Source organism: Sulfoacidibacillus ferrooxidans (assembly GCF_022606465.1).
Taxonomy (GTDB): Bacteria; Bacillota; Bacilli; order Alicyclobacillales; family SLC66; genus Sulfoacidibacillus; species Sulfoacidibacillus ferrooxidans.
The window spans coordinates 819,065-840,279 of record NZ_JALBUF010000001.1 but is presented as its reverse complement, the minus strand read 5'-3'; the positions used below and the strand labels follow the sequence as shown (position 1 = coordinate 840,279).

General features: G+C 44.8%; 22 protein-coding genes and 1 tRNA gene. 19 read left to right on the top strand and 4 right to left on the bottom strand.

What is annotated here, in order from left to right:
* Nucleotides 1-134: 134 nt before the first annotated feature.
* Together proS and MM817_RS04120 are read right to left on the bottom strand one after the other, a co-directional pair.
* Nucleotides 135-1,583 carry a proline--tRNA ligase gene (gene proS, locus MM817_RS04125; RefSeq protein WP_241712157.1) on the bottom strand — a complete coding sequence of 483 codons (1,449 nt, stop codon included), beginning with the start codon at nt 1,581-1,583 and terminating at the stop codon, nt 135-137.
* Between the two features lie 136 nt (nt 1,584-1,719).
* Complete coding sequence (locus tag MM817_RS04120; RefSeq protein ID WP_241712156.1) at nt 1,720-2,295, bottom strand: GNAT family N-acetyltransferase; 576 nt, start codon at nt 2,293-2,295, stop codon at nt 1,720-1,722.
* 72 nt (nt 2,296-2,367) lie between these two features.
* Here MM817_RS04120 and MM817_RS04115 point away from each other — a divergent pair, with 72 nt between their 5' ends.
* The 9 genes from MM817_RS04115 (at nt 2,368) to MM817_RS04075 (ending at nt 9,003) form a co-directional block, all read left to right on the top strand.
* Nucleotides 2,368-2,574, top strand: coding sequence for a helix-turn-helix transcriptional regulator (locus MM817_RS04115; RefSeq protein ID WP_241712155.1), 207 nt, complete (start codon nt 2,368-2,370; stop codon nt 2,572-2,574).
* 174 nt (nt 2,575-2,748) lie between these two features.
* Nucleotides 2,749-3,054 carry an EthD family reductase gene (locus MM817_RS04110; RefSeq protein WP_241712154.1) on the top strand — a complete coding sequence of 102 codons (306 nt, stop codon included), beginning with the start codon at nt 2,749-2,751 and terminating at the stop codon, nt 3,052-3,054.
* Between the two features lie 13 nt (nt 3,055-3,067).
* Nucleotides 3,068-3,847, top strand: coding sequence for an enoyl-CoA hydratase/isomerase family protein (locus MM817_RS04105; RefSeq protein ID WP_241712153.1), 780 nt, complete (start codon nt 3,068-3,070; stop codon nt 3,845-3,847).
* A gap of 22 nt (nt 3,848-3,869) precedes the next feature.
* Nucleotides 3,870-4,913: a pyruvate dehydrogenase (acetyl-transferring) E1 component subunit alpha gene (gene pdhA / locus MM817_RS04100; RefSeq protein ID WP_241712152.1), complete on the top strand. Its 1,044-nt coding sequence runs from the start codon at nt 3,870-3,872 to the stop codon at nt 4,911-4,913.
* Nucleotides 4,900-5,904 carry an alpha-ketoacid dehydrogenase subunit beta gene (locus tag MM817_RS04095; RefSeq protein WP_419723359.1) on the top strand — a complete coding sequence of 335 codons (1,005 nt, stop codon included), beginning with the start codon at nt 4,900-4,902 and terminating at the stop codon, nt 5,902-5,904. The genes pdhA and MM817_RS04095 overlap by 14 nt, the downstream gene beginning before the upstream one ends.
* A 17-nt stretch (nt 5,905-5,921) precedes the next feature.
* Nucleotides 5,922-7,208: a dihydrolipoamide acetyltransferase family protein gene (locus MM817_RS04090; protein ID WP_241712150.1), complete on the top strand. Its 1,287-nt coding sequence runs from the start codon at nt 5,922-5,924 to the stop codon at nt 7,206-7,208.
* Between the two features lie 163 nt (nt 7,209-7,371).
* Nucleotides 7,372-7,794 (top strand): Fur family transcriptional regulator, encoded by a 423-nt coding sequence (locus MM817_RS04085; RefSeq protein WP_241712149.1) that lies wholly within the window; start codon nt 7,372-7,374, stop codon nt 7,792-7,794.
* A gap of 36 nt (nt 7,795-7,830) precedes the next feature.
* Nucleotides 7,831-8,121, top strand: a complete 291-nt coding sequence (locus MM817_RS04080; RefSeq protein ID WP_241712148.1) for a YerC/YecD family TrpR-related protein — start codon at nt 7,831-7,833, stop codon at nt 8,119-8,121.
* Between the two features lie 96 nt (nt 8,122-8,217).
* On the top strand, nt 8,218-9,003 hold the full coding sequence (locus tag MM817_RS04075; protein WP_241712147.1) for an SIMPL domain-containing protein: 786 nt from the start codon (nt 8,218-8,220) through the stop codon (nt 9,001-9,003).
* Between the two features lie 19 nt (nt 9,004-9,022).
* Here MM817_RS04075 and MM817_RS04070 read toward each other — a convergent pair whose 3' ends face one another.
* On the bottom strand, nt 9,023-9,784 hold the full coding sequence (locus tag MM817_RS04070) for an HAD family hydrolase (RefSeq protein ID WP_241712146.1): 762 nt from the start codon (nt 9,782-9,784) through the stop codon (nt 9,023-9,025).
* Between the two features lie 167 nt (nt 9,785-9,951).
* Here MM817_RS04070 and MM817_RS04065 point away from each other — a divergent pair.
* The 6 genes from MM817_RS04065 (at nt 9,952) to ligA (ending at nt 16,731) form a co-directional block, all read left to right on the top strand.
* A tRNA-Pro gene (locus MM817_RS04065) sits at nt 9,952-10,028 on the top strand.
* 253 nt (nt 10,029-10,281) lie between these two features.
* A complete protein-coding gene (gene purE, locus MM817_RS04060) occupies nt 10,282-10,791 on the top strand; it encodes a 5-(carboxyamino)imidazole ribonucleotide mutase (protein WP_241712145.1) in 510 nt (169 codons plus the stop codon).
* A gap of 15 nt (nt 10,792-10,806) precedes the next feature.
* Nucleotides 10,807-11,979 (top strand): 5-(carboxyamino)imidazole ribonucleotide synthase, encoded by a 1,173-nt coding sequence (locus MM817_RS04055; RefSeq protein WP_241712144.1) that lies wholly within the window; start codon nt 10,807-10,809, stop codon nt 11,977-11,979.
* Nucleotides 11,972-12,424, top strand: coding sequence for a hypothetical protein (locus tag MM817_RS04050; protein ID WP_241712143.1), 453 nt, complete (start codon nt 11,972-11,974; stop codon nt 12,422-12,424). The genes MM817_RS04055 and MM817_RS04050 overlap by 8 nt, the downstream gene beginning before the upstream one ends.
* A 63-nt stretch (nt 12,425-12,487) precedes the next feature.
* Nucleotides 12,488-14,692, top strand: coding sequence for a DNA helicase PcrA (pcrA, locus tag MM817_RS04045; protein WP_241712142.1), 2,205 nt, complete (start codon nt 12,488-12,490; stop codon nt 14,690-14,692).
* Nucleotides 14,689-16,731 (top strand): NAD-dependent DNA ligase LigA, encoded by a 2,043-nt coding sequence (gene ligA, locus MM817_RS04040; RefSeq protein WP_241712141.1) that lies wholly within the window; start codon nt 14,689-14,691, stop codon nt 16,729-16,731. Before pcrA ends, ligA begins: the two co-directional genes overlap by 4 nt.
* Here ligA and MM817_RS04035 read toward each other — a convergent pair.
* Nucleotides 16,715-16,852: a hypothetical protein gene (locus MM817_RS04035; RefSeq protein ID WP_241712140.1), complete on the bottom strand. Its 138-nt coding sequence runs from the start codon at nt 16,850-16,852 to the stop codon at nt 16,715-16,717. The two genes, ligA and MM817_RS04035, sit on opposite strands and share 17 nt — an antisense overlap.
* 167 nt (nt 16,853-17,019) lie before the next feature.
* Between MM817_RS04035 and MM817_RS04030 the strand changes: the two genes are divergently transcribed.
* From MM817_RS04030 to gatB, 4 genes are read left to right on the top strand one after another with little or no spacing between them, the layout of a single operon-like run.
* Nucleotides 17,020-17,979 (top strand): MraY family glycosyltransferase, encoded by a 960-nt coding sequence (locus MM817_RS04030; RefSeq protein ID WP_241712139.1) that lies wholly within the window; start codon nt 17,020-17,022, stop codon nt 17,977-17,979.
* A 49-nt stretch (nt 17,980-18,028) separates the two neighbouring features.
* Nucleotides 18,029-18,319, top strand: a complete 291-nt coding sequence (gene gatC, locus MM817_RS04025) for an Asp-tRNA(Asn)/Glu-tRNA(Gln) amidotransferase subunit GatC (RefSeq protein WP_241712138.1) — start codon at nt 18,029-18,031, stop codon at nt 18,317-18,319.
* A gap of 44 nt (nt 18,320-18,363) precedes the next feature.
* Nucleotides 18,364-19,776, top strand: a complete 1,413-nt coding sequence (gene gatA, locus MM817_RS04020) for an Asp-tRNA(Asn)/Glu-tRNA(Gln) amidotransferase subunit GatA (RefSeq protein WP_241712279.1) — start codon at nt 18,364-18,366, stop codon at nt 19,774-19,776.
* Nucleotides 19,776-21,209 carry an Asp-tRNA(Asn)/Glu-tRNA(Gln) amidotransferase subunit GatB gene (gene gatB / locus MM817_RS04015; RefSeq protein WP_241712137.1) on the top strand — a complete coding sequence of 478 codons (1,434 nt, stop codon included), beginning with the start codon at nt 19,776-19,778 and terminating at the stop codon, nt 21,207-21,209. The genes gatA and gatB overlap by 1 nt, the downstream gene beginning before the upstream one ends.
* Nucleotides 21,210-21,215 lie beyond the last annotated feature (6 nt).

Here is a 21,215-nt window from a genome sequence, read left to right as displayed (position 1 = left end):
TATTATACAAATGTGTAAAGAGCATATCCATATGTGAATGCAATGACGGATGGATAGATTAAAAAGAACCCTTCGCATCTATAGGCGAAGGGTTCATGACAATGATAGGTTACTCAGTGTGAACGGCGTGAAGATTAATAGGCTCTGGCAAACCAAACAGTATGTGCAGACTCTTTCCCGCAGGCCACACAATGTGTCATTTGCTGTGGTGGGTCAAATGGAATATTTCGGCTTGTGGCACCTGTCTCTTCTTTCACTTTGGCTTCACAGGCATCTTCACCACACCACCCAGCTAGGGCAAAACCATGTTGATTGCGCACTACGTCATGTAGTTGGTCAAGGCTTGTAACCGGATGGGAATGTTCTGTGCGAAATGCCAATGCCCGATCAAACATCGATTGCTGAATCTCCGTGAGCAGTGTTTGTATGCGTTCGGTGAGCGCTGACAATGCAACTGTTTCTTTTTCACCGGTATCACGGCGAACAAGGACAGCTTGCTCTGCATCTAGATCACGTGGGCCTAGTTCTAGGCGCACAGGAATACCACGCATCTCGTATTCATTGAACTTCCAACCTGGACTCAAATCCTCGCGATCATCGACGCGCACCCGTATACCAGCTTGCTTTAGCTGTGCAAAAACATCATCTGACGCAGCTAGTACGCGCTCACGTGTTTTCGCAGGTCCGATGGGAATCATGATGACTTGCGTTGGTGCGATGCGCGGTGGGATTTGTAGACCGCGATCATCGCCATGCACCATAATCAAAGCGCCAATGATGCGTGTGGTCATGCCCCAAGAGGTTGTATACACAAACTTTCGTTCATTATCGCGATCTAGAAACTTGATATCGAAAGCGCGGGCAAACTTATCGCCAAGATAATGGGATGTGCCTGCTTGAAGGGCTTTTCCATCTTTCATCATGGCTTCGATAGAGTATGTAGCAACGGCACCAGGGAACTTTTCAGAAGGTGTTTTTTTGCCGCGCAAGATAGGAATGCTCAGCTCATTTTCGACAAAGTCCGTATAGACATCTAACATCTGACGCGTCTCCTGCTCTGCTTCTTCTGGAGTTGCATGCGCAGTGTGTCCTTCTTGCCATAAAAACTCACTGGTGCGGATAAAAGGGAGAGTGCGTTTTTCCCAGCGCACGACATTAGCCCACTGATTGATGAGTAATGGTAAGTCACGATAGGATTGAATCCACTGGCTATACATATAACCGATCATTGTTTCAGATGTAGGGCGCACGGCTAATCGCTCTTCGAGTTTCTCATCGCCAACTTCTGTAACCCACGGCAACTCTGGATTAAATCCTTTGACATGCTCTTTTTCCTTCTCAAAGAAACTTTCTGGAATAAAGAGTGGGAAATAAGCGTTGCGGTGGCCAGTTTCCTTAAATCTGCGATCTAATTCACGAACAACGGCTTCCCACAACTCATAACCATCTGGTTTAAAAACGATACATCCACGAACGGGGGAGTAGTCCATTAAATCAGCTTTTGTGATTGTATCAATATACCAACGGGAGAAATCCTCACTTTGAGAAGTGATATCTTTCACGAAATCTTTTTCTTTTGCCATATGTTCCTCCTGATTAAATGCTTATCTAGCGTATCGCTATCTTGAACTGAATTATACATGAATAGATCGTCTTCTGCTCAATTCTGCTCTATCTGATACATCGCCAATGTACAGGTGATAAGAGGTTAACATACAGTTACTGTGTGCCACGGTATTGGGCGAGGTCAATGTGAAACACATGAGCTGTTTCGCCCGCTTTCCATAATTCTAAGGTGATCCATAATGGTAATGAGCGGATTTCGTCAGCAGAAAGCAGACGTTTTGATGTGAGCTTAGCCATCGCATGTAAGGAAGCTTGATTATGAACTGCGATGATCGCATAAAGCATGTGGACGGAAGAAGGGAGGAGTTGAAAAAGGCATTCTTTTGCCAATTTTTGAATGCCTTCTCCCCGCCGATCGGGCGTAATGTAGGTTCCTAGTAACCCGCAGTGTAGATGTTCGTCATAGTGTGTCACAGCAATCATACCAACCACTGTATCCCCGTGTGTTGATGTATCAATGATGCTATATGCACAAGGTGTTTGATCATCTATAGATTGAAGAGAAAGAGCCATCCATTGTTCATGAGCGGCAATCATAGAGGCAAAAGGCCATTCTCTGCGTCGCCAGGTATCTGTTTGTTCATGGGCATGGTATATGCAACATCGATCAACCAGATATGAACAGTCATCAGATGCGTAGCAGCGTAACTGAATTGATGAGTTTTCCAAGAATCTCACATCCTTGTATTTCTCTATAGAATAAATATGTTATACAATAGAGGAAATAGGGAGGGTGCATACATGAAAGAGGCTTTGGGAGTACGTGTGCGCGAACGTCGGTTAAAGTTAGGACTATCTGTGCAAGAGCTTGCAATAAAAGCACAGGTCTCCGCTAGTTATATCTATGCTATAGAGTCGGGTATCCGTGGCTCCCATATCGAAAAACTGTCACGCGTTGCGCGTGCGTTAGAGACGACAGTGAATGAACTATGGCCGACTGATCAATAACTTGATGGCGACCCCTTTTTGCTCTGGTGTCTGCATGAACTATATACAATTCCATTGTATTTCCACAATTCTAGTGTAATATACAAATTGCAAAGATGAAAGTAGCGGTTTATGCGATGGCGTAACCGCTTTCATTTGTGTGCTATATTTGTCCAGATAAAGGGAGGCATCTCGATGGTTAAGATGGTGGTACTTTATAAACAACCGGAGAACAGCGAATTATTTGATGAAAAGTATTTTGGCGAACATTTGGAGTTAAATGCAATGACACCAGGGATTGTGCGCAGTGAAATTTCTCGTTTTTTTGATCTTCGTGGTGGTCAAACAGAATATTACGTGATGGCTGAAGTGTATTTTGCAGATCGCGATGCACTTCTTTTCGCATTGAAATCCCCTGAGTCAAAAGCTGCAGGTGCACAATTACAATCTTTTGCATCAGGTCTTGCGACCTTTCATTTTGCAGAGGTAATAGAGGCATAGAGGAGGATGTATGTTGGATTCGGTCGTTATTCAGGAGTATAAAGATGGTGTTCTGACCTTATGGCTCAATCGCCCTGAGGTATTAAATGCATTTAATCGCGATTTGGCAAATGGTCTGACAGAAGGCATACGACGCGCGATGACTGACATACAGATTCGCGTTGTAGTGATTCGCGGTAGAGGTAGGGGATTTTGCTCTGGACAAGACTTGTCTGTTGCACTAGATGAAAGAGCAGGTAGGATTCGGGATATCGTGCGGGAAATGTACAATCCACTCATTCAAGCGATGCGAGATTTACCAAAGCCCATTATTGCAAGCGTGGGTGGCGTGGCAGCAGGTGCTGGTATGAGCTTAGCATTGGCTGCAGATTTGCGTATAGCGGCGGCTAATGCTCGTTTTGTGTATGGGTTTAGCGGCATTGGTCTTGCGCCAGATAGTGGTGCAAGCTACTATCTGCCGAGGATTATCGGAGTTGCACGGGCGTTAGAATTTTCTATGTTAGGTGGATCTGTGAATGCAGATCAGGCACTTGCACTTGGACTTGTGAGTAAGGTTGTACCAGTGGATGCACTTGATGAAGAGACGGAGGCATTTGCCCTACGTCTTGCAGCAGGTCCGACAGTTGCGCTAGGTCTTACAAAGCGTGCGATGTATGAAGGTGCTACAGGTGCACTAACAGATGCGCTAGAGCGAGAAGCACTGTATCAACAACTTGCTTCTGAATCGGAAGACTTTAAAGAAGGGGTTCAAGCGTTTTTAGATAAACGCTCCCCACAATACAAAGGGTGTTAGTAGAGTGCCGGAGGTGTATGAGATGAGCATCGATTCCGTTGCGCCATCACAAAAAGAATTGCAAGTGCCAGTGGATGTGCTTTTGCACATGTATGAACTTATGTGGACGATACGGCACATGGATCGACGCGCAGTTGCTTTGCAACGGCAGGGGCGTCTTGGTACTTATGCACCTCTTGAGGGACAAGAGGCAGCTCAAGTTGGTAGCGCACTTGCACTTCGACCACAGGATTTCATCTTCCCATCGTATCGAGAACACGGTGTGGCATATATTCATGGGATGCCATTAAAGCGCATTTTATTATATTGGAATGGGCGTTACGATGGATGTATCCCACCGGATGGTGTCAATTTGTTTCCCGTTTCAGTGCCTATTGCAACGCAAATTCCCCACGCAACAGGAGCGGCACTTGCTGCTAAGTTGCGTAAAGTGGACCAGATTGCTGTGTCTTATTTTGGGGATGGAGCTACGTCTGAAGGGGATTTTCATGAAGCGATGAATTTTGCTTCTGTAGCAGAGTTACCTATGGTGTTTTTTTGTCAAAACAACGGATATGCGATCAGTGTCCCGCTTCGCAAGCAAATGAAGGTACAACAAATTGCACAAAAGGCAGCAGCATATGGGATGGAAGGTGTAACGGTTGACGGTAATGATGTTGTAGAAGTCTATCTGGCGATGCGTGCTGCTGTGGAAAAAGCGGCACGTGGTGACGGACCGACTCTTGTTGAGGCAGTTACTTATCGCATAGGTTCTCATACGACAGCAGATGATGCTAGTCGTTATCGTGAGGCAAGTGAAGTAGAAATGTGGAAGGGGCGCGATCCGATTGCGCGCTTGGAAAAGCTGTTGAATGAACATAAACTCCTTACTGATGCTGTGGCACATGACATTCAAAAACGAGCAGAACAAGTTGTTGCAGACGCCATGGCTGAGATGCAAAGTGAGCCCCCGGCAACGTTAGATCAGTTATTTGACCATGTCTATCAAGACATGCCACAAGAATTAGCGATGCAAAAGAAAGCTGCTGTTTTGCGACAGACAAAGGGAGTGGATGGACGTGGCTAATACGACCATCGTTGGAGCGATCACAGATGCTTTGCGAATTGCCCTGCAACAAGATGAACGCGTGATGATTCTTGGCGAAGACGTGGGTACGAATGGTGGCGTTTTTCGTGCTACGGAAGGACTGCAGGATGAGTTTGGCGAAGCGCGAGTCATGGATACACCTCTTGCTGAATCAGCGATTATCGGTGCTTCCGTTGGACTTGCTGTCAATGGGATGATTCCCATTGCGGAGATTCAGTTTTTAGCGTTTATTTATCCTGCTTATGAACAATTGGTTTCTCATGTCTCGCGAATACGCATGCGTTCACAAGGTCGCTTTACTGCACCACTTGTTGTTCGCGCACCATATGGTGGAGGAATCAGAGCACCAGAACTGCATTGTGACAGTCCAGAAGTTATCTTTGCTCACGTTCCTGGTCTTAAAGTGGTTGTACCTTCTACACCGTACGATGCAAAAGGGTTACTTTTAGCAGCTATTGCAGATCCAGATCCCGTGTTATTTTTTGAGCCGATGCGGATCTATCGCTCTTTTCGCGAGGAGGTTCCGGAAGAGTATTACACGGTGCCGATTGGCAAAGCAAGGATTGTGCAAAGTGGGACAGACTGTTCGTTATTTGCATGGGGGGCTATGGTTCCAGTTGCGATGCAAGGAGCGGAGCTGGTGAGTAAACAACACGGACTCTCCATAGAAGTGATTGATTTGCGGACATTATCACCACTTGATCGAGAGGCAATTGCAGCGAGTGTCATCAAGACAGGGAGGGCTGTGGTTCTCCATGAAGCACCTAGAAATGCGGGTTTTGGAGCGGAAATTGTGGCTACTATAAACGATCTTGCACTGGATGCTTTGATGGCACCTGTTGTGAGGGTGACTGGATATGATACACCTTACCCTTTATTTGCTTTAGAAGATGCGTATATGCCGGATGCATTGCGCGTGATGGAAGGCATTATGCAGGCGATACAGTATGAAATCGGCGCAAGGCTATAGAGCGGGGGACATCCAGGATGAGTGATACCTTTTGCTTGTCAGATGTTGGCGAAGGCATACATGAGGCAGAGATTGTAAGATGGCTGGTAGACGTTGGAGATCAAGTGGAAGCTTTTCAACCTTTACTTGAGGTACAGACGGATAAAGCAATTGTGGAACTATCATCTCCTCATCAAGGGAAGATTGTGGAGCGTTGTGGTGACGTGGGCATGATCGTGCACGTAGGCGATATGTTGGTACGCTATGAGGCAGGGACAAGTAAGACCCAGGTGGTTGAAGTCAAATCGCAGGCATTGCCAAGTGGACAGGCAGATTATGATGAAGCGATAGCCAATGACAAACATGGAACGGCCGCACTTGAATCGTCCAATGGAAATGCTAGTCGAGTATTAGCTGCCCCAGCTACGCGCAAATATGCGCGTCAACATGGGGTGGATTTGACGCTGATCGTTGGAACTGGGCCAAAGGGTAGAATTACAAGACAAGATGTACAACACGCGCAAACTACCCCTCATGTAGCTGATGTCCATGCAGCGGATCGTGTGCTAGAGCAAAACATACTAACCGAGCAACAAACACATGAATCGCCAGAGAGTACTCCCGATGTTTTACGTGTACCATTGCGTGGATTGCGTAGAGCCATTGCAGATCACATGGTAAAGGCCGCATTCACGGCTCCTCACGTCAGTGCATTTGACGATTGCGATGTGACTGAGCTAGTCGCATTGCGCAAGCGATTGCTTGTCCAAATGCGAAAGGTAGATCCTCAGGCGAGATTGACATACTTACCATTTTTCATTAAGGCAGTCATTGCTGCACTTAAGGCTTTCCCTGAATGTAACGCACATATGGATGAGGAAAAACAGGAATTAGTGATTTATAAAGAGCCGCATATTGGAGTGGCAGTCGATACAGATGATGGGCTACTCGTCCCGGTTCTCAAAAAGCCTGAGGGATTGACACTTTCTCGCATGCAAAGTGATCTAAACGGGCTCATTGACCGCGCCCGCACTCGAAAATCTTCAGCCAATGAGCTAAAGGGTAGTACATTTACCATTACCAATGTGGGAGCAATCGGTGGAACGTATGCGACTCCTATTTTGAATTATCCTGAGGTGGCTATTTTGGGGATGCATAAAATGGAGCAGCGAGCTGTTGTTCGCGATGGACACATTGTGATTCGGGACATGATGACGATGTCCATGTCCTTCGATCATCGTGTAATTGATGGTGCAAAAGGTGTGCGCTTTATGAATGAAGTCAAGAAATGGATTGAGTCTCCTGAATTATTGACACTGTATTGACATGATACAATAAACTTGGAGAATAACTTATTATTTCAATAAGCAGGGAAATAGGAGAACGGATCATGATCCTTTTCCCTGTGAACAAACACCATAAGGTTCCAAATAGATTGATTTGCAACTTATGATCATGGCAGACTACAATGGAGTTGAGGTGGTATCCATGAGAACAGAGGAATACATGCATGAACTGAAAGATCGGGGGTACCGATTGACAGGGAAACGCAAGGAAATCCTTGATTTTCTATTGCTTCATAATCGGTATATTAGCGCGCGTGAACTCATTGAATATATGAAAGAAAAATATCCAACGATGAGCTATGAAACAGTCTATCGCAATTTAAAAACCCTGCGGGACGAAGGTATGATTGAAGAGTCGCGATTTGAAGATAACGAGACGAAGTATCGCATCGTATGTCAAACAGGGCATCATCATCATTATATTTGTATTCACTGTGGAAGGACCATGGTTATTGAACATTGTCCGATGCCAGAGCTAACGGTTCCTGATGGATTTCACGTGTTACAACATCGCTTTGAGGTATTGGGTTATTGTGCGCAGTGCCAACATGAAATGCAATCATAAAATCACGTAGCGATCATAGTAAAGGGGGTCAGTCGAGTGCAATTAGACAAATTGCGTGATCATCTCGTCGATCAATTATTTGAAGCGATTTTACAGTTGGAGACGGTAGAGGAGTGTTATCACTTTTTTGATGATCTCTGCACTGTAGGTGAAGTTCAATCTCTCGCTCAACGTATGGAAGTTGCGCGGATGTTGAGACAAAGGATGACCTATAGCCATATTGAGGGAGAGACTGGAGCAAGCACTGCAACGATTAGTCGTGTGAAAAGATGTTTGAATTATGGATCAGATGGCTATAATCTTGTACTTGATCGGTTAAAACGCTGAAACTTTTTTACTACAACGTCGTCTATTCCAACAGAGATGATTGTGATTGCCTCTGGCACATGACAGTGACCTTATGGAATAGGGGGGCGTTTTTCTGTGTTAACAAGAAATAAAGTGTGGCCATGGACGTTATTTGCAACCATCGTGCTTACGACTCTAGTCGTAGGGATGGTTGGCATGAGCGCCGCACATGCTAAAGTTGCAACGGAGAAAAAAGCGATGCAGGGAACGGATCGCACAGTGACGGTCACTGGGCTAGCACGAGAGTATCTCCCTGTTTCAAATGAACGCTTGACGATTAGTATCAATGAACAACGATCTTCTATTGCACAGCTAGCGCAACAACTTGAAAAGGTTGCTAAGGTAATTGATTCGGCTTGGGTGCAGCACCACATCGCCCAAAGTGCCATTCGACTGCATAGCTTAACGATATGGTCGCAACAAAATCATCTGTATAACGCCTCACTTCAAATATCGATCACTACAGCCACGATGCAAGAATGTTTACAAGCACTAACTGTCGCAGATCAATGGACCACTCCTCTTTCTCCCACACTTACTTTTGAGGATCATGTACAACAGGTAGCCATCCCAACTCAATCCCTGCAATCTCACATGCTTCATGAAGCTTTTGCAGATGCAAGAGAACAAGCTCAACAATTAGCACAGGAGGCAGATGAGAGAGTAGGTGCGGTGGTAAACATGCGCACATTCGTTCATGCTACTGCCAATTCACAGCAAGAATTAGACGCCGCCTCAAACGTAATCGGCGGCGTTCAAGTCATGCCAAGTGATGATGTGGGTACAGATGCTATCGTTAGTTCAGTGACTGTTACTTATCAGCTATTGCCACCTTTGAAGTCGCATAGCATATCTGGTTAATTGGCCGAATCCACGTAGCTTAAGAGGAGTGAATTTGATTTAATTGCACAATTAGTGCTTCACTTGTACTGACTTCATAAGTAGATTTGCGTGGGTGAGATACATGATGGCGATTGATAAATAAGGTGTCTGCACCAAATAAAACGGCAGGTTCAATATCGTTGTAGTAGTGATCACCGACACAAAGCATGCGTTCTGGAGATACATCGTATGTAGTGCTGACATGTTCTAAAATTTCACGCATGTGAGTCGGTTTTCGAGAGTTGCAAATAACTTCTGAAAAGTAAGAATGAACTTCCAATTGTTTTAAAATCGATACACTATCGACTTCTGGACTATTTGTAGCGAGGATCGTGATTGGATCTTTCTTTTCATGTGCAGTTTGCAACCATTCCTTTAGACCTAATACAAGTCGAATTTCATCGGTGTGGGTCATCATGTATTCGCGCGTGCGAAGGAAGCTATCAGCCAGTTGTTGATCTGTGGCGCCGAGCGTGTGTCCGAGTGTATGAACGATCCACCAATAGTCTCCTAAGTAGTACTTAACATCAGTAGGTTTACTGCCATCAAATGGTTTTGAAGTTTTGGTGGTGGGATCGTACCATTCTCCCACGTGAAGAGTGCCTTGACCTTCTCGTGTATGTGTGTAATTATTGCGCAATTGCTCTGCCTGCGATTTGTCTAGATGGGTGCAGATCATATCAACATAGGTATTGAAGTGATCTTCGGAGTCATAAAGTGTACCGTCAAAGTCAAATAACACGAGATCGTAATGTTTCATCGCTAAGTATCCTCCTCTTTCTTCTATGCTTTATCTTCTCCTAATGTGGTATAAGAAATCAAGTGAACATCCTCTATAGACTAACTAGATCTATCATACGCTATACCATAGGCGACTGTATGCGTTTGACGAATGTGCGATAAAAATGGTATATTGTCTGATGTTAAAGGAATGTAGCTCAGCTTGGTAGAGCGCACGGTTCGGGACCGTGAGGCCGCAGGTTCGAATCCTGTCATTCCTACCAAGAAGATGTATTGAAGCATTGTAGAAGGAAATCGTATGGGTTTATGGGAAAAGGGATGGCAAGATAGTTGCCTCCCTTTTCCTTTTTTATTTCCTCGATAGCCACACAAGAAACTGTAGAAAGTATTGCTCGATGTTCAACGTTACATGCTCTCGCGTTCATGAGGAACGTCATGTATAGTGAATGATAATAAGAGATCATACTCAGTGAGGCTTGGTGTAGGGTAGGATCACTACGAGGTGAATAGTTCAAGATGAAACATGAAGATCGGATAGTAGTCGGTGTCATTATGGGAAGCAAATCGGATTATGAGACCATGCGTGCTGCAACTGAATTGCTCGATCGCTTTCAAGTACCGTATGAAGCGCAGATTGTTTCAGCGCATCGTACGCCAGAGCGACTATATGATTATGCCAAAACTGCGCGTGAACGAGGATTGCAGGTAATCATTGCAGGTGCAGGTGGTGCGGCGCACTTACCGGGGATGGTGGCTTCGATGACGACCATTCCGGTGATTGGAGTGCCAATACAATCAAAAGCATTACAAGGACTCGATTCTTTGCTATCGATTGTGCAGATGCCAGCTGGAGTGCCAGTAGCGACTGTGGCGATAGGCGTGGCAGGAGCAAAAAATGCTGCATTGCTTACTTTATCTATTTTAGGACTGGGCAATGAGGCGTGGATGGATCAATTACAGGATTTTCGACAAGAGCAGACAAATAGTGTATTGCAAGATGCATTACCAACTATATTTCATACCTAAGAAAGTTGGGGTTTCATGACTAAAGAGAAGATGGCTATTGGTATTCTAGGTGCAGGCCAACTCGCTCAAATGACGTGTGAAGCAGGACGAGCACTTGGCTTTGACATGCATGTTTATGCTAATCACGCGCAGGAACCAGCTACATTTGTGGCTGATCGAACATGGGTTGGGGATCTGACAGACTACGAGCAGCTCCAACAGTTTGCAGAGTCTGTTTCCGTTATTACGTTTGATACGGAGTTACTACCTATGGATGCCGTATCCTATGTAGCACAGTTTGCAAAAGTATATCCTAATCCAGATATTTTATGGATTGCGCAACATAGAGAACGAGAGCGGCTTTTCTTGCGCGACCAAGGCATTACAATGCCACGTATTGCCTTCGTCCATACACATGAGGATATTGCATCTGCTGTGGATCAAGTAGGGGTACCTGCCGTCCTAAAGACAGTCGAGCAAGGATATGATGGAAAAGGGCAAAGGAAAATCACAAGGCCAGATGAGGCAATAGAAGCGTGGGAGTTTTTAGGCAGGGTTCCTTGCGTACTGGAAGAATGGCTAGATAACCCTCTCGAAATGTCTGTTATCGTCGCAGGCTCTGAGGCTCATGGGATGGCTGCATTCCCGGTTATTGACAACGAACATCAGAATCATATTTTACATCAGTCATCTGTTCCGTCACAGTTACCTGTAGAAATTCAAAGTAGAGCAGAGCAAATTGCCATTTTCATTGCGCATTCACTGCATTTGATAGGACTTTTGACAATTGAGATGTTTTATACGAAAGACGGACGAGTACTTGTGAATGAATTAGCACCAAGACCGCACAATTCCGGTCACCACACACAGTTGTCTACAGTGACAAGTCAATTCGAACAATTAATACGAGCTATTACAGGGTTAGAACTTGGAGATGTGACGACAAAACCAGCTGCAATGATTAATCTGTTGGGTGATCTTTTTTTACAACAATCAACTAGTCATCCTATCTATCAGCATGTTGGATTTGTTGATCCACACGATAAAGAAGAGCAAAATGTTTTTTTCTATGGCAAACAGGAGGCTCGTGTGGGTCGCAAGCTTGGGCATATCATTGCAGTTGGAGAGAATGTACAAGACGCTACGGCAAAAGCACAACGGATTTATGCAGGCTACGTCTTGCGAGAGGATGATGTGTGTCGTGACTGAAACAGAAGCATATGAGATCTTGCGTGAGGCACTGTCTGATGATGTGATGAAACAAGAGCGTATGCGAGTGATCGTTAGTATGGAGCGAAAAGTGAGAGATTTACTTGCAGCACTGGGGCTTGAGGCTACGTTAGATGAAGAAAAAACAGCAGAACGCTTGGCTTTGTTTAAAGAATTCCACCACATTCCTGGCGATCATTTGTGGCAGGCGATGCAGTTTGTGTTTCGTGTTGCACGAGATGGTGGCGACGAATCAGATCGGCAGTTACAATCGCATTATTTAGACGTAATTTATCGGACGTTATTTACATCACCCATGGTTAAGATGCCGGCTATTCCAGAACAGTGGTGGGAGACTCCGCTTGGCATAGCTTGCAAAGTGGTGGAGTATGGGATTTCTTCGTGTATGGATACGATCGTACTTCTACAACAATCCATGGAGTGATATGCGTCTTCTTTTGATGGTTGTAATAAGGCATTGAATGACATAAAAAAGGTGATCTTAGCGATGGAATTCCATGCAAATGATGTAGAGACTTTGCTGAGTGGTTTAAATGAACCACAACAAGAAGCAGTGACGTGTACAAGAGGTCCCTTATTGATCGTGGCTGGCGCAGGTAGTGGCAAAACAAGTGTACTTACGAGACGCATTGCTTATTTGTTACAGCAAGAACATGTGGCGCCGTGGAGTATTCTGGCGTTAACATTTACCAATAAAGCGGCAAAGGAGATGCGCGAACGCGTGTCACAATTAGTGGGTCCGCAAGCACAGGAAATGTGGGTATCTACATTTCACTCGATGTGTGTGCGGATTTTGCGTCGTGAGATCGATAAACTTGGTTATACAGGGCAATTTACTATTCTCGATTCTGGTGATCAGTTATCTGCGGTGAAACGTTGTTGTGAAGAGTTAAATTATGACCCCAAAAAGTTCGAACCCCGTTCTCTCGCAGCAGCTATTAGTGGGCTAAAAAATCTCCTCATCGAACCACATACTGCTCGGATACGTGCAGGTACTGTGATGGAAGAGGTTGTGGCAGAAGTGTACAAGGCCTATCAGAGGAAATTGCGTGCCCAAAATTCGTTAGACTTTGATGATTTGATCATGAACACGGTGCAATTATTTGAACAGTTCCCAGCAGTATTAGATTATTATCAGGCAAAGTTTCAATATATCCACGTGGATGAGTATCAGGATACTAATCATAGCCAATATCGTTTGATAAGACTTTTGGCCGATCGTTACCGCAATTTGTGTGTTGTTGGAGATTCAGATCAATCGATTTACAAATGGCGGGGAGCAGATATTGGCAATATTTTATCGTTTGAAACGGATTATCCTGATGCAAAAGTCATTAAATTAGAACAAAATTATCGCTCTACGAAGAGAATATTACTCGCGGCAAATGGCGTGATTGAACATAATGCACAGCGGCCAAAGAAGACACTATGGACATCTAATGATGATGGTGAACAACTGCATGTTTATCGGGCGATGGATGAGCGCGATGAGGCGCGGTTTATTGTCGATGAAGTTCATCGACGTAAACAGGCAGGGCAACTTACCTATAGCGATGTTGCCGTATTGTACAGAACCAATGCACAGTCGCGTGCAATTGAAGAAATGTGTTTAAAATCTGGTGTGCCCTATCGCGTATTTGGTGGGATTAAGTTCTACGAGCGCAAAGAAATTAAAGATTTACTTGGCTATTTGCGATTGATTGCTAATCCAGCAGATGATCTTGCGTTTGTGCGAGTAGTTAATGTCCCCAGGCGTGGCATTGGTGATACCACGATTGCACGCATGGTCGAACTGGCGGCTAAACAGGAAAGTACTCTTTTTGCAATTACTTCGCAGATGGATATGCTCGGTATTGCTGGTCGGTTTGTGAGTGCTGTTGAAGGATTCGGATCTCTTGTAAGGCAGCTTGCTGCACAGCAAGAGTATTTGACAGTTACAGAATTGACAGAAGAACTGTTAGAGCGAAGTGGATACCGTGAGATGCTAAAGGCAGATCATACGATCGAAGGACAGGCTCGACTCGAAAACGTGGAAGAATTCCTGTCAGTGACCAAAGAGTATGAGCAACGCAATCCCACAGGTGGACTAATTGGATTTCTGACAGACGTGGCACTCATTGCAGATGCAGATCAAGAAGGTGGCACAGGTGATGGACTCACTTTGATGACATTGCATAGTGCAAAGGGTTTAGAGTTCCCTATTGTTTTTCTTGTGGGGTTAGAAGAGGGGATTTTTCCTCACGCTCGTTCCGCGATGGATGAACAAGAATTAGAGGAAGAACGCCGTCTATGTTATGTCGGCATTACGCGGGCACGTAAAGAGTTATACATGACGTGTGCGAACATGCGGATGCTGTTTGGACAGACAAAGTCGAATCCGCCATCAAGATTTTTGAAGGAAATCCCTGGCGATGTTATGGATGATAGGGGAGCTACAAAATCATCTGCTCTGCGTACCACACGAGTAGGGAGTGCTATGGAACAGGTGCCTAAAAATTTTGGAGGCGATTTGTCTGTTCAGTGGGACGTGGGTGACTTTGTTATGCATCGCAAATGGGGAGAAGGTGTGATTCTTGAGAATTCAGGTTCTGGGGAAGGGTTAGAACTCACCATTGAATTTCCAGCACCTATTGGAGCGAAAAAATTGATGGTAAAATATGCACCGATTGTGAAGGTGAGTGCTGAGTCATGACCGATATACGCCGTCATATGGAAGATCTTCGTAAAAAACTAAAAGAGTATGATTATCATTATCATGTACTCGATCAACCACTGATCGAAGATGTTTTGTACGATCGATTATTGCATGAACTCACACAATTAGAAGAACAGTATCCGGAGTACCGTTTGGAGGATTCACCTACTCAGCGCGTCGGGGGAGAAGTCATTGAAGGGTTTGGGAAGGTTGTTCATCAGACTCCGATGATGTCTTTATCCAATGCATTTTCAGAGGGAGATCTTTTAGATTTTGAAACGCGCGTCAAGCAAGTGGTAGGTGATAACGTTTCTTACGTATGCGAATTTAAAATTGATGGTCTTGCTACGTCGTTAGAGTATGAACAAGGTGTATTTATTCGCGGTGCCACGCGCGGGGATGGCGTGACTGGGGAGGATATCACGCTCAATTTGCGGACGATTGAGGTTTTACCACAGCGGTTGACTGAGCCTAAAAATATCGTCGTACGTGGAGAGTCCTACTTGCCACGCGCTGAGTTTATTCGCTTAAATAAAGAGCGTGCACTGACGTCTGAACCACTTTTTGCAAATCCTCGCAATGCCGCTGCAGGGTCTTTGCGACAACTTGATACGACGGTGACCGCTGCGCGCAGGCTTGCATTTTTTGCGTATACACTTGTAACAACTGCTGGAAATGCATCGACTCAACTGGAAGCACTAGAACAGATGAAGATGTGGGGGCTACCGATCAATCCACATTACCAGCGATGCACCTCCATGGCGGAGGTTTTTGAGTATATTCAACATGCGCAAGAAATTCGCGAAACATTACCATACGATATCGACGGTGTGGTCATAAAAGTCGATTCATTTGATATGCAGCAGCGCCTAGGTTTTACGGCAAAGAGCCCGCGTTTTGCCATCGCCTATAAGTTCACTGCGCAACAGGCGGAAAGCCGCGTAAAGGATATTGAACTGAGTGTTGGGCGAACAGGGGCGGTAACGCCTACTGCTGTGATCGATCCTGTATTATTGGCCGGAACAACAGTGAGTCGTGCAACACTGCACAACGAAGATTTTATTCGCGAGAAAGACGTTCGTATTGGCGATGTCGTTGTCGTACAAAAAGCTGGCGACATTATTCCTGAAATTGTGCGTGTTGTGGTTGAGAGTAGAACCGGTAGTGAAGAACCTTATCTTATGCCTACGATTTGCCCTGCATGTCATATGCCACTTGTACGTGCGCAGGGTGAAGTTGTACTTCGTTGCGTCAATCCAAACTGCAAAGCAAAGCGGATGGAGGCCTTGATCCACTTTGCATCGCGTGGAGCGATGAATATTGATGGATTAGGTGTCATGATGGTAGAGGCACTTGTAAAAGCAGATCTTGTCCAAGATGTAGCCGACTTCTACGGTCTTTCAAAAGAACAGTTGTTGCGTGTGGAACGAATGGGTGAAAAATCTGCAACAAATCTTTTACAGGCAATCGATAGGAGTCGCCAACAGCCGTTTGAACGTTTATTATTTGGATTAGGGATTCGACTTGTTGGGGAAAAGGCTGCACAAACATTGGCGAGGCACTTTAGAACGTTAGACCGATTGGTTACAGTAACAAAAGAAGAATTGCAAGATATTCCTGATATTGGGCCTAAGATGGCAGAGAGTATTGTTTTATACTTCACAAACTCGGAGAATATGGAGCGGCTTGAGCGGTTACGGTCGTATGGACTACGGTTTGACACAGATCTACAAGTAAACCAGGTTGACGTGAACCGGCATATCTTTTTTGGGAAGACTATTGTATTAACAGGGACATTCTTGGAATTTTCTCGCCAGCAAGCACAGGCGTTGGTTGAAGAGCGAGGTGGAAAGGTAACGGGAACGGTTAGTCGTAAAACGGATTACGTCGTGGCAGGAGAAAGCGCAGGATCAAAACTTAGTAAGGCCCAAGAGTTGATCCGCGCAAATCCTGAACTGCCGTTGACGATTCTAAACGAGCGAGATTTTGTTGCATTACTTTTTGCAACAGAAAAAGGAATTAGCGACCTCGAATGAATTCGCCGATATCTTGGCGATAGCGCCGTTTGACGCGAATAAATCGATACCGTCTAGAATAACGCCCAATAGCAAAGGCGAGTGGGACTGTGACAACTTCCCCAATTAAATACCAATCCATGACCATCCCTCTTTCTCCGTACTGTCTCTTTCTAGGATATGTATTCTTTTGCGTGTATAGAATAAGAACGGAGCTTGTTTTGCATAAGCTCCGGCTCTCTTTTCGCACGACATACTTATTTGGTATACTAGCAGCGGGTTTGAATTCTTAGGGGGGCTCCTGGTTCGATGTATTACATCGTAGCGTTGGTATTCAGTTTTGTACTGGTATACTTTTCAGTACCTTATGTGCAAAAGCTGGCATTGAAAACAGGGTTTGTGGACATGCCTAATCAGCGAAAAATTCACAAGGCGCCTATTCCATTATTGGGTGGATTGGCTATTTATTGTGGATTTGTCATCACTGCAGCGATTTTTACTCACCGTGCGCCTGAATTTTGGGGGATTACGTTAGGTGGGCTAATGATTTTTCTTCTTGGAATTGTTGATGATTTTTATAAAACGCGTAAGCGAGATCTATCTGCTTTACCAAAGTTTCTGGTGCAAATTATAGCTGCCTGCATTCTCCCTATCTTTGGTGTTAGCATTCAGGGGATTCATATCCCTTTTTTAGAATATGGATTTATCCTTTTTCCGCTGTGGCTAAGAGTCTTCACCACAGTGATATGGGTTGTTGCGATCACCAATATGATGAATTTTCTAGATGGAGTGGATGGATTAGCTGCAGGTATTGCTGCGATTTCCGCAACGACGCTCTTTTTTATCGCTTTACTGAAAGGTCATGAAGCCATGGCCCTATTATCTATCATACTCATTGGTACATCGCTTGGATTTTTACGACACAATTTTCACCCGGCACGTATTTTTATGGGTGATGCAGGTGCTACGTTCTTAGGTTATGTATTGGCAGCTATTGCGGTTGGTGGAGCATTTAAATCAGCTACGCTGGTTTCCATGTTAATTCCAGTACTTGCACTTGGAGTTCCAATTATGGATGCTTTTTATGTGATTTTTAAACGATTTCGTGAAAATCGTCCTATCTATATAGCAGATAAGGGCCACACCTTTCATTACCTCATGAAGTCTGGATTGTCGCAAAAGCAAACTGTCACTTTTTTATATTTGTTAGGCATATGTTTTTCGCTTGTGTCTATCGTTATCTTACTTGTGGGAAATAAACCTTCTTGATGGTATAGGGTACTAGGATCGATATGCTGTGAGCGTGGAGGAATGAGTCGTGAGTTTAAGTAGACAAGATGTGCTTCATGTTGCCTCGTTGGCAAGGTTAGAAGTGAATGAAGCAGAGATGGAGTCCTTGGTAAGTGATTTGACAAGTATTTTAGAGTATGCTGAAGAATTGCAACAACTTGATCTTACGGGTGTGCTACCTATGAGTTATGTGGGGATGTTACAAACGGTGACCCGACCAGATGTTGTGGGTTCATCGCTTTCAGATGACGAAGCTTTGGCCAATGGCCCTGATGTAGAAGAACAACAATTTCGCGTTCCGGCAGTGTTGGAGGGATAGTCGTGGATTTTTATAGTGGATTGCGTAAGTTACATCAAGGATTAATGTCAGGGGAAATGACATCTTCTGATTTAGTTCATTTTAGTTTAGAACAGATAGAAGCGGTTGATTCTCAAGTGCAAGCTTTTGTTACTGTGACCGATGAGTTGGCAAAATCACAAGCTGCGAAGTTAGATGTGCGCAGATCAGAAGGGTTACTAGCTGGAATTCCATTTGCGCTAAAAGACAATATGTGCACGCAAGGGGTAGAGACCACTTGTGCTAGTCGTATATTGAAAGGATATATACCGCCTTATTCTGCTACAGCTGCAAGGAAACTAGAAGCTGCAGAGGGGATACTTGTTGGTAAGTTAAATATGGATGAATTTGCTATGGGTTCTTCGACGGAAAATTCTGCACTGATGAAAACACATAATCCATGGGATTATGATTGCGTTCCTGGTGGATCGAGTGGTGGATCGGCAGCGGCCGTTGCAGCAGGTATGGTGCCGTATGCACTAGGTTCTGATACGGGTGGATCGATTCGCCAACCAGCGGCATTTTGCGGTGTAGTTGGGTTAAAACCGAGTTATGGACGGGTGTCGAGGTTTGGTCTTGTGGCATTTGCTTCTTCACTTGATCAGATTGGTCCGATTACTCACACGGTAGAAGATGCGGCTATTGTTTTGCAGGAAATTGCGGGGAAAGATCGTCGCGACTCCACTTCTGTGGAGCGAGAAGTACCTGATTACATAGCAGGTCTCACAGGGGATATACGCGGATTACGTATAGGTGTGGCCAAGGAGTACTTTTCTCCAGCGATTGAGGAAGGTGTGCGGACAGCAGTAGAAGCTGCCATTTTGCAAATGCAAAGACTCGGTGCAACAATTGTTGAAGTGAGTTTGCCACATACGGCGTATGCATTATCGGCGTATTATCTCATTGCACCGGCGGAAGCTTCGTCTAACTTAGCGCGATATGATGGTGTGCGTTATGGTTATAGAGCGGAGGGTGTAGAGAATCTTTTAGATATGTACCGCAAAACGCGAAGTATTGGATTTGGTGCAGAAGTAAAGCGCCGTATATTGGTTGGAACATACGCTCTCTCATCAGGATATTACGATGCGTATTATAAGCGAGCACAGCAGGTACGGACCTTGATTGCGATGGATTTTGATGCAGCTTTTCATGATGTCGATGTCATTGTGTCACCTACGACTCCGACTACGGCCTTTCGCTTTGGAGAGAAGACAAAGGACCCTTTGACCATGTATATGAATGATATTTGTACGATCCCAGTTAACTTGGCAGGCCTTCCAGCGATTAGTGTGCCGTGTGGATTATCTGACGGTCTTCCTGTGGGGATGCAGTTAATTGGGCGCATGTATGATGAAGCAACTTTACTCAAAACAGCACATGCCTATGAACAAGCTGCAGGATTTGCTCCGATGAGACCTGCATTGGGGGTGCACGCATAATGTCTCATTTCGAAACGGTGATCGGGTTAGAGGTTCATGTGGAATTAGGGACAAAGACGAAGATATTTTGTGATTGTGCGGTGGAATTTGGTGCCGCGCCCAATACACATGTATGCCCTGTGTGTCTCGGTAGTCCAGGTGCTCTTCCTGTACTGAATGAGGATGCGCTAAAGTTAGCTATTCGCGCATCACTTGCGTTACATTGCACAGTTTCGCAACAAAGTAAATTTGATCGTAAAAACTATTTTTATCCGGATAGCCCCAAGGCGTATCAAATTTCTCAATACGATGAACCCGTTGGGGAACATGGATATATTGAGATCACGGTTCAGGGAGAAAAAAAGCGGATTGGGATTACACGAGTGCATCTTGAGGAAGACGCGGGAAAACTGACTCATTCGCCCTTTGGTAATGCATCACTTGTTGACTTGAACAGAGTAGGTATACCTCTGATTGAGATTGTGAGTGAGCCAGATATACGCACGGCGGAAGAAGCGCGATTATATCTTGAAGAATTAAAATCAATTATGCAGTTTTGTGGGATCTCAGAGTGCAAGATGGAAGAAGGATCTTTGCGTTGTGATGCCAATATTTCGTTGCGCCCTGTCGGCCAAGAGGCATTGGGGACAAAGACAGAGATTAAAAACATGAATAGCTTTAGAAACGTTCAACGTGGGCTGGAATATGAGGAACAGCGTCAGACAAAGTTGCTTTTGCGTGGAGAAGATATCGTACAGGAGACCATGCGCTTTCAAGAAGAAACAGGTGTGACAGTTGCGATGCGTTCGAAGGAAGATGCACATGATTATCGCTACTTTCCGGAACCAGACTTGCCGCGAATTTACCTTAGTGCAGAGTACATTGAAGAGCGACGTGCGGAGATTCCCGAATTACCTGCGGCGCGTCGCAAACGTTTTATCGAGGAGTATGGATTGCCTGCTTATGATGCCGAAGTTCTGACGGCAACGCGAGTGCTCTCTGAGTATTTTGATGGAACAGCAAGTCGTGTCCGAGATCCAAAAATCGCGAGTAATTGGATTATGGGTGATTTACTCGCATATGTAAAAGCAAACTCTTTAGAGATAGAACAGATAAAAGTTTCACCTGAGCAACTCGCTGCACTGATTGGATTGATTGATGAAGGAACGATTTCATCAAAAATGGCTAAAGATGTATTAAAAACAATGTTAGAGTCAGGTAAAGATGCGAAGAGTGTAATTGCAGAGCAAGGACTTGTTCAGATTTCTGATGAAGGAGAACTGCGCGAAATTGCGGCGCGGGTCATTGCTGCTAATCCAAAGTCTGTTGAAGATTTTAAAGCAGGTAAGGAAAAGGCAATAGGATCACTGGTTGGGCAAATGATGAAAGAGACAAAAGGGAAAGCAAACCCTCAACTGGTTAATCAAATCATTCTTGATTTGATTTCTCGCTAGGGAGTG

Coding starts and splice junctions, on each gene's coding strand:
- proS (WP_241712157.1), bottom strand. CDS start 1,583: ATGGCAAAAGAAAAAGATTTCGTGAAAGATATCACTTCTCAAAGTGAG.
- MM817_RS04115 (WP_241712155.1), top strand. CDS start 2,368: ATGAAAGAGGCTTTGGGAGTACGTGTGCGCGAACGTCGGTTAAAGTTA.
- MM817_RS04110 (WP_241712154.1), top strand. CDS start 2,749: ATGGTTAAGATGGTGGTACTTTATAAACAACCGGAGAACAGCGAATTA.
- pdhA (WP_241712152.1), top strand. CDS start 3,870: ATGAGCATCGATTCCGTTGCGCCATCACAAAAAGAATTGCAAGTGCCA.
- MM817_RS04095 (WP_419723359.1), top strand. CDS start 4,900: ATGGACGTGGCTAATACGACCATCGTTGGAGCGATCACAGATGCTTTG.
- MM817_RS04090 (WP_241712150.1), top strand. CDS start 5,922: ATGAGTGATACCTTTTGCTTGTCAGATGTTGGCGAAGGCATACATGAG.
- MM817_RS04085 (WP_241712149.1), top strand. CDS start 7,372: ATGAGAACAGAGGAATACATGCATGAACTGAAAGATCGGGGGTACCGA.
- MM817_RS04070 (WP_241712146.1), bottom strand. CDS start 9,784: ATGAAACATTACGATCTCGTGTTATTTGACTTTGACGGTACACTTTAT.
- purE (WP_241712145.1), top strand. CDS start 10,282: ATGAAACATGAAGATCGGATAGTAGTCGGTGTCATTATGGGAAGCAAA.
- MM817_RS04055 (WP_241712144.1), top strand. CDS start 10,807: ATGACTAAAGAGAAGATGGCTATTGGTATTCTAGGTGCAGGCCAACTC.
- pcrA (WP_241712142.1), top strand. CDS start 12,488: ATGGAATTCCATGCAAATGATGTAGAGACTTTGCTGAGTGGTTTAAAT.
- ligA (WP_241712141.1), top strand. CDS start 14,689: ATGACCGATATACGCCGTCATATGGAAGATCTTCGTAAAAAACTAAAA.
- MM817_RS04035 (WP_241712140.1), bottom strand. CDS start 16,852: ATGGATTGGTATTTAATTGGGGAAGTTGTCACAGTCCCACTCGCCTTT.
- MM817_RS04030 (WP_241712139.1), top strand. CDS start 17,020: ATGTATTACATCGTAGCGTTGGTATTCAGTTTTGTACTGGTATACTTT.
- gatA (WP_241712279.1), top strand. CDS start 18,364: ATGTCAGGGGAAATGACATCTTCTGATTTAGTTCATTTTAGTTTAGAA.
- gatB (WP_241712137.1), top strand. CDS start 19,776: ATGTCTCATTTCGAAACGGTGATCGGGTTAGAGGTTCATGTGGAATTA.